General features: G+C 45.0%; 11 protein-coding genes, 1 tRNA gene and 2 rRNA genes (1 of these 14 running past the window's edge). 12 read left to right on the top strand and 2 right to left on the bottom strand.

Translation table 11 applies throughout. The features are described from left to right. The 12 genes from BN1546_RS10890 to BN1546_RS10840 all read left to right on the top strand — a co-directional run. Positions 1 to 955, top strand: a 23S ribosomal RNA gene (locus BN1546_RS10890); it begins 1,972 nt to the left of the window's first position. Between the two features lie 145 nt (positions 956 to 1,100). Further along, positions 1,101 to 1,217: ribosomal RNA gene (rrf, locus tag BN1546_RS10885) — 5S ribosomal RNA — on the top strand. A 343-nt stretch (positions 1,218 to 1,560) separates the two neighbouring features. Beyond that, positions 1,561 to 3,018, top strand: coding sequence for an IMP dehydrogenase (guaB, locus tag BN1546_RS10880; protein ID WP_013368721.1), 1,458 nt, complete (start codon positions 1,561 to 1,563; stop codon positions 3,016 to 3,018). 326 nt (positions 3,019 to 3,344) lie between these two features. After that, positions 3,345 to 4,733: a D-alanyl-D-alanine carboxypeptidase family protein gene (locus tag BN1546_RS10875; protein WP_090737471.1), complete on the top strand. Its 1,389-nt coding sequence runs from the start codon at positions 3,345 to 3,347 to the stop codon at positions 4,731 to 4,733. 131 nt (positions 4,734 to 4,864) lie between these two features. Further along, positions 4,865 to 5,746, top strand: coding sequence for a pyridoxal 5'-phosphate synthase lyase subunit PdxS (gene pdxS / locus BN1546_RS10870; protein WP_013368723.1), 882 nt, complete (start codon positions 4,865 to 4,867; stop codon positions 5,744 to 5,746). Between the two features lie 16 nt (positions 5,747 to 5,762). After that, on the top strand, positions 5,763 to 6,329 hold the full coding sequence (gene pdxT / locus BN1546_RS10865; RefSeq protein WP_090737469.1) for a pyridoxal 5'-phosphate synthase glutaminase subunit PdxT: 567 nt from the start codon (positions 5,763 to 5,765) through the stop codon (positions 6,327 to 6,329). A 36-nt stretch (positions 6,330 to 6,365) separates the two neighbouring features. Beyond that, positions 6,366 to 7,649, top strand: coding sequence for a serine--tRNA ligase (serS, locus tag BN1546_RS10860; protein WP_013368725.1), 1,284 nt, complete (start codon positions 6,366 to 6,368; stop codon positions 7,647 to 7,649). A 90-nt stretch (positions 7,650 to 7,739) separates the two neighbouring features. After that, a tRNA-Ser gene (locus tag BN1546_RS10855) sits at positions 7,740 to 7,828 on the top strand. 145 nt (positions 7,829 to 7,973) lie between these two features. Beyond that, entirely contained in the window at positions 7,974 to 8,315 is a 342-nt protein-coding gene (locus tag BN1546_RS10850) for a hypothetical protein (RefSeq protein WP_013368726.1), read from the top strand. A 27-nt stretch (positions 8,316 to 8,342) separates the two neighbouring features. After that, a complete protein-coding gene (locus BN1546_RS27285) occupies positions 8,343 to 8,513 on the top strand; it encodes a hypothetical protein (protein WP_013368727.1) in 171 nt (56 codons plus the stop codon). A gap of 72 nt (positions 8,514 to 8,585) precedes the next feature. Then, positions 8,586 to 8,741 carry a small acid-soluble spore protein P gene (locus tag BN1546_RS10845; protein WP_014599349.1) on the top strand — a complete coding sequence of 52 codons (156 nt, stop codon included), beginning with the start codon at positions 8,586 to 8,588 and terminating at the stop codon, positions 8,739 to 8,741. Positions 8,742 to 8,936: 195 nt separating this feature from the next. After that, the gene (locus BN1546_RS10840; RefSeq protein ID WP_058712453.1) at positions 8,937 to 10,013 is read left to right on the top strand and encodes a hypothetical protein; all 1,077 of its coding nucleotides are present in this window, start codon (positions 8,937 to 8,939) and stop codon (positions 10,011 to 10,013) included. Between the two features lie 123 nt (positions 10,014 to 10,136). On the opposite strand, the gene BN1546_RS10835 is transcribed toward BN1546_RS10840, so the two are convergent. Together BN1546_RS10835 and tadA are read right to left on the bottom strand one after the other, a co-directional pair. Continuing rightward, complete coding sequence (locus tag BN1546_RS10835) at positions 10,137 to 10,694, bottom strand: GNAT family N-acetyltransferase (protein WP_025677175.1); 558 nt, start codon at positions 10,692 to 10,694, stop codon at positions 10,137 to 10,139. A 59-nt stretch (positions 10,695 to 10,753) separates the two neighbouring features. Then, positions 10,754 to 11,251 (bottom strand): tRNA adenosine(34) deaminase TadA, encoded by a 498-nt coding sequence (tadA, locus tag BN1546_RS10830; protein WP_013368732.1) that lies wholly within the window; start codon positions 11,249 to 11,251, stop codon positions 10,754 to 10,756. Positions 11,252 to 11,524: the final 273 nt, after the last annotated feature.

Below are 11,524 nucleotides of genomic sequence, written 5' to 3'. Positions count from 1 at the left end.
AATTCCTTGTCAGGTAAATTCTGACCCGCACGAATGGCGTAACGACTTGGGCGCTGTCTCAACGAGAGATCCGGTGAAATTTTAATACCTGTGAAGATGCAGGTTACCCGCGACAAGACGGAAAGACCCCATGGAGCTTTACTGCAGCTTGATATTGAATTTGGGTACGATCTGTACAGGATAGGTGGGAGCCGTTGAATCTTGAGCGCCAGCTTGAGAGGAGGCATCCTTGGGATACCACCCTGATCGTATCTAGGTTCTAACTTGGTACCGTGATCCGGTGCGAGGACAGTGTCAGGTGGGCAGTTTGACTGGGGCGGTCGCCTCCTAAAGAGTAACGGAGGCGCCCCAAGGTTCCCTCAGAATGGTTGGAAATCATTCGAAGAGTGCAAAGGCAGAAGGGAGCTTGACTGCGAGACCTACAAGTCGAGCAGGGACGAAAGTCGGGCTTAGTGATCCGGTGGTACCGCATGGAAGGGCCATCGCTCAACGGATAAAAGCTACCCTGGGGATAACAGGCTTATCTCCCCCAAGAGTCCACATCGACGGGGAGGTTTGGCACCTCGATGTCGGCTCATCGCATCCTGGGGCTGAAGTAGGTCCCAAGGGTTGGGCTGTTCGCCCATTAAAGCGGTACGCGAGCTGGGTTCAGAACGTCGTGAGACAGTTCGGTCCCTATCTGTCGTGGGCGTAGGAAATTTGAGAGGAGCTGTCCTTAGTACGAGAGGACCGGGATGGACGTACCGCTGGTGTACCAGTTGTTCCGCCAGGAGCACCGCTGGGTAGCTATGTACGGAAGGGATAAGCGCTGAAAGCATCTAAGCGTGAAGCCCCCCTCAAGATGAGATTTCCCAGTAAGTAAGACCCCTTGAAGACGACGAGGTAGATAGGTTGGGGGTGGAAGTGCAGTAATGCATGGAGCTGACCAATACTAATCGGTCGAGGGCTTATCCTAAGATAAGACGCAAGGAAGTTTCGGATCCAGTTTTCAGGGTGTAAGTTCAGTATATCGTCAGCTCAAGTAGCTGAAGTTACACGGACAAACACACAGCATTTAGCGATGCTGATTCCTGAAAAAGAATTTACGGTGTAAATTCATGTTTGGTGGCGATAGCGGAGGGGTTCCACACGTACCCATCCCGAACACGACCGTTAAGCCCTCCAGCGCCGATGGTACTTGGACCGCAGGGTCCTGGGAGAGTAGGACGTTGCCAAGCAACAAGTAAAAAGGACCATGATCTCAATAAGATCATGGTCCTTTTTTGCATGTAGTTGAAATTACTTATATTCTTACTTCTCTGTTGCTTACTCAAAGTAAAATATACTTTTGTAAGTAGACAGTTATCCTTAAAACCGTTTGTTTATAATGGTTGTCCTTCGTAGGAGTACAGTTGTTTGTACAGGGGAATACTACGGGTTAGGGCTGTTGATGAAGGCTTGACACCCCTATACCGCTTTGCTAAGATTGCAATAATATATTTTCAGAGAGCCTTGATTTGTCCATGTCGGACAGACAACAAGACCAATACAGACTAAACATTTTGAAGGAGGATCATCTTGGTGTGGGAAGATAAATTCGGTAAGGAAGGCCTTACCTTTGACGATGTTTTGTTAGTACCTCGTAAGTCGGTGGTACTGCCCAAAGAAGTAAGCGTAGCGACTCGTTTGAGTGATAACGTGAAGCTGAACATTCCTTTGATGAGTGCTGGTATGGATACTGTTACTGAGGCAGTGTTGGCAATTGCAATGGCTCGTGAGGGCGGTATCGGTGTTATTCATAAAAATATGTCGATTGAGCAGCAAGCGGTAGAGGTAGATCGGGTTAAACGCTCAGAGAGCGGTGTTATCACCAACCCATTCTCATTAACTCCGGATCATTTGGTGTCCGATGCTGAGGCTGTTATGGGTAAATACCGTATTTCCGGTGTGCCTGTTGTAAACGAAGAGAACAAACTGGTGGGTATTATTACTAACCGTGATCTTCGCTTTATTCACAATTTTGATCTTAAAATTAGTGAAGTCATGACAAAGGAAGAATTGGTAACTGCACCAGTAGGCACGACTTTACAGGAAGCGGAAGTCATTTTGCAAAAGCATAAAATTGAAAAGCTTCCTCTAGTCGATGAAGGGAACTACCTCAAAGGTCTGATTACCATCAAAGATATTGAGAAAGCTATTCAGTTTCCGAACGCAGCGAAGGATGCACAAGGGCGTCTTCTGGTCGGTGCGGCTGTCGGCATTTCCAAGGATACGTTTGAACGGACTGAAGCACTTGTAAAAGCTGGTGTGGATTTGATTGTTGTGGATTCCGCTCATGGCCATCATATTAACATTATTGAAGCAGTCCGCGAGTTGCGTAAAACTTATCCTGATCTGACGATTGTAGCAGGTAATGTAGCTACGGGTGACGGAACGCGTGAATTGATTGAAGCAGGAGCATCGGTCGTTAAGGTTGGTATTGGCCCAGGCTCTATCTGTACAACACGCGTAATTGCAGGGATTGGTGTTCCGCAAATAACAGCTATTTATGATTGTGCAACAGTAGCACGTGAATATAATATTCCGATTATTGCAGATGGAGGTATTAAATACTCCGGTGAAATTACAAAGGCCATTGCGGCAGGGGCTTCTGCAGTAATGCTGGGAAGTCTTTTTGCAGGTACGGAAGAGAGCCCAGGCGAATCGGAAATTTATCAAGGACGTCGCTTCAAAGTATATCGTGGTATGGGCTCTATGGCTGCGATGAAGCAAGGTAGTAAAGATCGTTATTTCCAAGATGACGACAAGAAATTGGTACCGGAAGGCATTGAGGGACGCGTTGCTTATAAAGGACCACTTTCCGACACTGTTCACCAGCTGTTGGGCGGTCTTCGCTCCGGTATGGGGTATTGTGGTACTGCTAATATTGAAGAGCTTCGTAACGATACAAGCTTTATCCGTATTACAGGTGCAGGTCTGCGCGAAAGCCATCCGCATGATGTGCAGATTACGAAAGAAGCGCCAAACTACTCTCTATAAAATTCAGCTGTATTTGACTTGACGACAGGCAGAGCGCATTTCGCTCTGCCTGTCTTTTTTTAGAGATACCCCTGTGATAGAATAGACAAGTGTCCGCCTTCTCATGAGGTTATTGATGAATTAGGACGCATAGGTATTTTGGATGATTCCTACCAGTTAAGAAGATTCGAGCACAGAATGCTCATGACAAGCTATATCTTAGGAAACGAAATGATATTAAATTGTATAACACTAAAACATTAATTCTTTGGCCGAGTAAAGGCTGTAACCACCGTCTCGTTATATATAGCGGATCGGGTTAAGGTACGAGAGGAGTTTGTATTCATTTGAAAGCGAACAATTTTAAAAAGAATAATAAACGCAGCATGATTAAAAAGAGTGTGACTGCAGTCATGGTGCTTAATATGATGTATATGTCGGCCTTGCCTGTTGTAGGCAATTTCGATTCAAGCGTGGCTACTTTTGCTGCTGGAGCGGCAACAGAGGCAACGAATATCACGGGAACAGGTTCCATTAACCCCCCTAGTCTGGCACTTCGTTCGGCCATTTTGATTGAGCCTTCCACTGGGCAGGTTTTGCTCTCTATGAATCCAGATGAGCCGCTTCCGCCAGCCAGTATGACCAAAATGATGACAGAGTACCTCGTAGCGGAGCAGGTTAAGCAAGGAAAACTTAAGTGGACGGATAAGGTTACGGTTAACGAGAATGCTTCTAAGAGTATCGGATCACGTATTTTTTTGGCTCAAGGGGATCAACATACGGTAGAAGAGCTTTATATTGCCATGGCAGTAGGTTCTGCCAATGATGCCACAGTAGCTCTTGCTGAACGCGTATCTGGAACCGAGCACGATTTTGTAAAACTAATGAATGAAACCGCTCAGAAAATGGGTATGAAAAATACGTATTTTATCAACTCGACTGGCTTGGATCGTAAGGATATGCCTACAGGGTTTCAACCGGACACAGACCGGGAAACTGTGATGACAGCGAGAGACGCAGCTACTCTGGCCAGTTACATCATTAAGGATCATCCAGATTATACACGGTTTACCACAATTCAATCGTACAAATTTCGACCGAATGATAAAGCGCCAATTATTAACTATAATTGGATGCTAGAAGCAAACAAAAATATTACTAACTTTAGAAAATTTGCTTATCCTGGCTTGGACGGTATGAAAACGGGCCATACGAGCAATGCTGGAAACTGTTTTACAGGTACGGCTGAGCGTAATGGAATGCGTCTCATTAGTGTAGTTATGGGAGCAGATTCAGAGCCTCATCGTTTTACAGAGACGGCTAAAGTACTGAACTATGGCTTTGATAACTTTGAAGTGAAGCAGGTTGTTGCTCCAAAGACGGTGGTTAAGGGCGTTGAGAATGTGCCTGTAACCAAAGGTACGGAAACAGAAGTGCCGATTGTCACAAAAGATGCAGTAAGTTTTATCGTACCTAAGGGTGCAAGCAATCCTAAGGTAACCTTTACAACGAACATAACACCAGCAAGCTCTCTCGTGGCACCTTTGAAACAAGGGGCTAAAGTCGGTACAATTACGTACACATACAAAACGGATGGCGTGGATAAAGGCCAGACGAAAACTGTTGATTTGGTTACAACCACGGCAGTAGAAGAGGGTGGCTGGTTCCGAATGCTTTTCCGGGCAATTGGTGATTTCTTCGGCGATTTGTTCCAGGGAATTAAGAATCTCTTCTAAAGATGAAATGCTAATCGACCTAACGTGTCCTGCATTACTTATTTTGTAACTTGAAATGATTGTGTATTTGGCGTTCGTACGGTAAAATCTTAAGTTAGAATCTAAACGTAACCCTTACAGGAGGCAACGACATGGAAACGGGAACTTCGCGTGTAAAAAGAGGTATGGCAGAGATGCAAAAAGGCGGCGTAATCATGGATGTCATGAACGCTGAACAGGCTAAAATTGCAGAGGCAGCAGGCGCTACAGCCGTAATGGCTCTTGAACGAGTGCCTTCGGATATCCGTGCAGCTGGTGGGGTTGCTCGTATGGCTGACCCTACGATTGTGGAAGAGGTTATGAAGGTTGTTTCTATTCCTGTTATGGCTAAGGCTCGTATTGGTCACTTTGTTGAGGCAAAGGTACTCGAATCTCTCGGTGTTGACTATCTCGATGAGAGTGAAGTATTGACACCTGCAGATGAGGTGTTCCATATCGATAAGCGGGAGTTCACCGTTCCATTTGTTTGTGGAGCCAAGGATCTAGGGGAAGCATTGCGTCGTATCGGTGAAGGCGCATCTATGATCCGTACAAAGGGTGAGCCGGGAACTGGAAATATTGTTGAGGCTGTTCGTCACATGCGGTTTATTAATGGTCAAATTCGCAAGGTGCAAAACCTGTCGAAGGACGAGCTGTATGCAGAAGCGAAAAACCTCGGAGTTGCTTATGAACTGCTGCTGGAAGTGCATGAGCTTGGTAAGCTACCAGTGGTCAACTTTGCAGCAGGCGGTGTAGCAACACCTGCGGATGCTGCGTTGATGATGCATTTAGGCGCTGATGGTGTCTTTGTAGGCTCTGGTATCTTCAAGTCGGACAGCCCTGAGAAATTTGCACGGGCAATTGTGGAAGCGACCACTCATTACACGGATTACAAGCTGATTGCAGAAGTGTCCAAGAATTTGGGAACTCCTATGAAAGGCATTGAAATTTCCAAACTGGCATCGCATGAGCGCATGCAAGATCGTGGTTGGTAAGAAAGAAGGGGCCGGCATGAAAATAGGAGTATTGTCGCTGCAAGGCGCTGTGGCTGAGCATATACGAAGCGTTGAACGTGCAGGTGCTAAAGGTATAGCAGTGAAGAAGATCGAACAGCTCGATGAGCTGTCCGGTCTTATCATTCCCGGTGGTGAGAGCACAACTATCGGCAAGCTAATGCGCAAGTATGATTTTGTAGAGGCTATACGTCAATTTTCCAATCAAGGCAAGCCTGTATTTGGCACTTGCGCGGGATTGATTGTATTGGCCAAAACGATTCAAGGACAGGAAGAAGCACATTTGGGACTAATGGATATTACAGTATCGCGTAATGCTTTTGGTCGCCAACGAGAAAGCTTTGAAACAGACTTGAACATTAAAGGGATTGAGGAGCCGGTTCGTGCGGTGTTTATACGCGCGCCTTTAATACAATCTGTCGGAATGGGAGTAGATGTGCTGTCTGAATATAACGGCGAGATTGTAGCAGCCCGTCAGGGCCATTTGCTGGCTTCATCCTTCCATCCGGAATTAACAGACGATTACCGGTTACATCAGTATTTCGTGGATATGGTCCGCGGATAGCGGAAAGTCAGGTTTGTAGTGTAGGAGGGATCACCTGTGTTAGATATAAAGATTTTGCGTAATGAGCTTGGTCGGGTTGAGAAAGCTTTACAGAACAGAGGTAAATCTCTGGATCTGATTAATGGTTTTACAGATCTGGATGTAAGCCGTCGTGAGTTGCTTCAGGAAAGTGAAGGACTCAAAAATCGTCGGAATGTCGTATCTGGTGAAGTAGCCAAGTTGAAGAAGAATAAGGAAAATGCGGATGATCTTATTGCTGAAATGCGCCAGGTCTCCGATCGTATTAAAGAATTGGATGAGCAAGTGCGTGAACTGGAAGTTCAGATCGACGAACTGGTGATGTCGATCCCTAATATCCCCAATGAGACTGTGCCTGTAGGCGCTTCTGAAGAGGATAATGTGGAAATTCGTCGCTGGTCAGAGCCGCGCGAGTTTTCTTTTACACCCAAAGCACATTGGGAGTTGGCTCAGGATCTAGATATTCTTGATTTTGAGGCTGCAGCTAAGGTGACGGGTTCTCGTTTTACGTTCTATAAGGGACTGGGAGCGCGTTTGGAACGTGCGCTAATTAACTTTATGATGGATCTGCACAGTAGTGAGCATGGTTATGAAGAAATGCTACCTCCATACATTGTAAATCGAGACAGTCTGTACGGAACGGGTCAGCTTCCAAAGTTTGAAGAAGATTTGTTTAAATTGCGTGATACTGAGTATTATCTCATTCCTACGGCCGAAGTTCCGGTAACGAACTACCACCGTGAAGAGATTATGAATGCAGATCAGCTTCCTAAATATTATGTGGCATACAGCTCTTGCTTTCGCTCAGAGGCAGGATCTGCAGGACGTGATACACGTGGCTTGATTCGTCAGCATCAGTTCAATAAGGTGGAAATGCTCAAGCTGGTTCACCCGGATACCTCTTATGAAGAATTAGAGAAAATGACGAATAACGCTGAGCGTGTTTTGCAGCTGCTCGGACTTCCATATCGGGTGCTGGCACTTTGCACAGGGGATATGGGTTTTACGTCTGCCAAAACGTACGATCTGGAAGTATGGTTGCCTGAGAGCGGCATGTACCGTGAGATTTCTTCCTGTTCCAACACAGAAGACTTCCAGGCACGTCGTGCAAACATCCGGTTTCGTCCAGATGCGAAGGCAAAGCCTGAATTTGTACATACACTGAACGGTTCAGGGTTGGCTGTAGGGCGGACTGTAGCTGCTATTTTGGAGAACTATCAGCAAGAGGATGGAAGCATTGTGATTCCCGAAGTGCTGCGTTCATACATGCGAGGCATTGAGGTTATAACTCCTAAACAGTAAGCCTTGCATTCTTAAAAATTCTGTGGTAAAATAATTTTGTTGCGCCTGAGTTGTTTGATAGAGGGAAGCAGCTTTATCCATTTACCACCTGGAGAGGTACCGAAGCGGTCATAACGGGGCGGTCTTGAAAACCGTTAGAGTGCAAGCTCACATGGGTTCGAATCCCATCCTCTCCGCCATATTCTAAATAAAACCAAGCCATTCAAATACGATAGCTGGTACATTAGGTTCTATATGCTAATGATCAGGAATCGTGAAGAATGGCTTTTTTGTTGTATAAAAAGCCTGTTTTTTTCACACGTTATCAGATGTGGAGGTGCTGGCATGAATCGAGAAATGACAGTAGATCAGCAAAAGCTGGTAGAGGCCTGGCAGGAACAACTGCCGATTCTTTTGAATTCAGGGGATAAAACACAGGTACAGGCAGATGAAGCCGATAACCGGGCTATACGAATCCATATCGAGGTAGAAGGCCGACAAATGTACTCCTTTGATTTTGCGTGTACGTATGTAGATTCCCGGGAAGTACAGGTTAGCTTAGTCGATGTAGAGCGTGACGGGCGGTCTGTGGATGAACGAACAGATATCATTCAACAGCTGGTGTCCGATTATACTCGGCACATTCACCAATGTGCTCAAACATTACAATCATTGACACACTCGTAGTCATGAAGGAATGAGGAGGTAGGCTACATGACAAAGGCCAAAAATGGACTGGATAAAAACCTGTCCAACATTGTCGATGATTTGGAGCAACGTCCAGTAAATAGTCATCAGGCACAGCAAGTGCAGCAGGATCGTAATGATCGTCGTCATCAGGATTCACTGAATCACGATAAAACGGAAGATCTGACCCATCTATAGTCCTATTTTAAATGGTAATAAACGGATTTGTTGATGTACCAATAATTTAGACTTAGAATGGAGGATGCGTAAATGGGCAAGCCTAGAGCTGTTCCTGTTCCCGAGGCCCAGGATTCTGGCGGAAGTAATGAAAAGCGTGAGCGTAGTCATCAACAAGAGCCCCTATCCGGTTCCAAGAAGGTGAAACAGCGGAATCACGTCGATCACCACAACAGACAAGGTTCATAAGCAGTCAGACTTTTCTCCTAAAAATATTACAAAGTATAGTACACCCTGGTTAAAGAGCCAGGGTGTCTTTGTGCTTATTGTAAGAAAATTTTCCAATAAGTGTTTCGCCGTTTGTGAATATGAGTTAAAATAGAAGGTGTGTATTTTTTTATAGCATAAAAAAAGGGGTTAATTTGAGAGGAGAGAATCTACACAATGAGTAAAAAATTATCCGTCTTGGTCCTCACTATGGTGTTGCTTATGACGGTAGCGCTGGTAGGTTGTAGCAAGAAGTTAGAACCGAAGGAAGCTGTTACGACCGGTACAGCAAATGCTATGAAGCTGAATTCCTATGAATCCAAAAGTCAATTTACCGTTAAGGAACTGACAATTACCTCTGCCTCTGTTCCAGCTGAGCAAAGTGCAATGGTAACTAGCATGCTGAAAAATGCTGATATTACAATGGATGGTGTATACCAAAAAGAGCCTTTCCAATCTGAAATGACGCTGGGCATTCATTTGAAAGGTGATCTTTCTACCAGCTTTACGATTCCAATGGTAATGACTAAAGATAAATTGTACGTTAAAATTCCTAATATTCCATTTTACCCGCTTCCACAGGATGTTGTAGGTAAATTCCTACTCATTGATCCACAAGAACTGGCTAAACAATCAGGACAAGAGTTTAACCCTGCAACTATGGATCAGGAAAAATCGCAAAAATTTGCGAACGAAGTGATTGCTGCGATTATGAATGAGTATGATCAAGCTACGTATTTCTTTGATATTGATCCTAAAGATGCTAAATTGCCACAAGGCGTTGAAGCTAAACAAGTGGTTCAGTTTAAAATCACGAACGACAATGTGAAGCAAGCGACTAATACATTTATTACTAAGGCGCTTCCTAAGGTCCTAGATATTATGTCTAAAGACGAATATGCTAGCATGCTTCAAGTGAAGAAGGAAGAACTGGCTAAAGCGAAGAAAGAACTGCAATCCAACACCAGCGAAGTCAGCAAAAAGCTGGATGAGTTGAAGAACTATTTGACAGTGAAACAGTTTGACATTAACACTGCTCTGAACAAGGATAACGTTCCTGTGTATCAAGATCTGAATGCGAACGTGGAAGTGAATGATCCTTCTACGAAAGACAATGTGAAATTGTCTGTAACAGGCTACTCGCAATACAGCAAAATCAATGAAAAAGCAGCATTTAAAGTGGGTATTCCAACAGCTGATCAAGTTCTGACTATTGAACAGCTACAACAAAAAATGCAAACTGTATCTCCTTAATTAGGAGGTAACATGATTACAAACATCATTCCTTCGAATGTGATGTAAGAAAACCGCTCGGCGTAGGCCGGGCGGTTTTTTTGTTTATGACTAAGTTATCCTCCGTGCGGTTATTGAGATTCGTCACACGTGATCCTCAGCTAGAATTCCGAACATCTGATGATCCTGCCATTCGCCCTGAATCTGTACCAGCTTGCGAGCAATACCTTCTGGCTGAAAGCCACACTTCTGTAATACGCGTTGTGAGCGATCATTATGGAGAAGGGTGCCTGCTTGGAGGCGATGTAGAGATAAGGCACGGAAGGCATACTGTATGATCAATTTTAAGGCAGCCGTCATATGCCCTTTTCCCTGCTCATGTTGATCCATCATATAGCCGACATCGGCGAATTGTCCAACTCCACGCACCAGATTGGAAATAGAAATATAACCTATCAGCCGTTCTTGTTTTAGGAGAAAGATACCAAACAAGTATCCTCGATCTTCTTCCGCTTGGCGCAATCTCTCACGGATGTAATCCTGCTGTTTCTCTAAAGTGAAAAATGAATCCTCATACAGCGGTTCATAGGGCGCATGAGAGTCCCTATTTCGAAGCCTAAGGGCGAGAAGAGCTTCTCCATCCTCCAAGCTTAGGGGACGTAAAAAGATACCTTGAGGCGTATTATACAAGCTCATAGGCATGGGGTGATCTCCTTTCATGAGGAATTAGCAGTGAGATGAAGAGCTTTAGACTTTCCTCCTCAGGATGATGAAGGAGGAGACAATTTGGCAGCCGCTCTTTTTTGCCGGAGCTGCCGAAAAAAGTTTGTTAGCATGGAGGCACATTCCTCCTGAAGTACACCACTGGTTACTTCTGTACAATGATTGAACCGAGGCTCCTGCAATAAATTCATTAGCGTGCCTGCGCAGCCCGCCTTGGGATCTGTGGTGCCGTATATTAGATGGGGGACGCGTGATTGCACAATGGCTCCAGCGCACATCGGACACGGCTCCAAAGTGACATACAGCCTGCAATCCAGCAGGCGCCAAGCTCCCAAATGCTCACTGGCCTGCCGGATGGCAACCATCTCTGCGTGTGCAGTTGGGTCGGTGTCGGTCTCGCGCAAATTGTAGCCGCGACCGATGATTTCATTATCTTTTACAATGACAGCTCCGATGGGGACTTCACCCAACGCTTCTGCCTTGTACGCTTCCTGAATGGCTTCTCTCATCCAATAGGCGTGATCCATAATGGTCACTGGGAAAATGCTCCTTTCAAACGCGGAATTATCCAACGAACAAGTATTCCGTTGTTAACATGATGTGAATAAAATTGTGGATAACACCATACTTGTCCACAGGTTTATCCACAGTTTATAATAACATCTGTGTATTTGTGGACTATATGTGGATGATTATCTTAATACATTGTAGGTAAATGCTCGCCTATTGACAACATTGTTCACAGGATGTGTATTTATGTATATCCGGTAAATGTAAATGCTGGTATCCCAGGCACTATTACGGTATCA

Origin of the sequence: Paenibacillus sp. Mc5Re-14 (assembly GCF_001049835.1) — a bacterium.
In the GTDB taxonomy this organism is placed as follows: domain Bacteria; phylum Bacillota; class Bacilli; order Paenibacillales; family Paenibacillaceae; genus Paenibacillus; species Paenibacillus polymyxa_C.
Note: the sequence above shows the minus strand (reverse complement) of the source record. Positions and strands in the feature narration are given on the sequence as shown.

Coding starts and splice junctions, on each gene's coding strand:
- pdxS (WP_013368723.1), top strand. CDS start 4,865: ATGGAAACGGGAACTTCGCGTGTAAAAAGAGGTATGGCAGAGATGCAA.
- pdxT (WP_090737469.1), top strand. CDS start 5,763: ATGAAAATAGGAGTATTGTCGCTGCAAGGCGCTGTGGCTGAGCATATA.
- BN1546_RS10850 (WP_013368726.1), top strand. CDS start 7,974: ATGAATCGAGAAATGACAGTAGATCAGCAAAAGCTGGTAGAGGCCTGG.
- BN1546_RS27285 (WP_013368727.1), top strand. CDS start 8,343: ATGACAAAGGCCAAAAATGGACTGGATAAAAACCTGTCCAACATTGTC.
- BN1546_RS10845 (WP_014599349.1), top strand. CDS start 8,586: ATGGGCAAGCCTAGAGCTGTTCCTGTTCCCGAGGCCCAGGATTCTGGC.
- BN1546_RS10840 (WP_058712453.1), top strand. CDS start 8,937: ATGAGTAAAAAATTATCCGTCTTGGTCCTCACTATGGTGTTGCTTATG.
- BN1546_RS10835 (WP_025677175.1), bottom strand. CDS start 10,694: ATGCCTATGAGCTTGTATAATACGCCTCAAGGTATCTTTTTACGTCCC.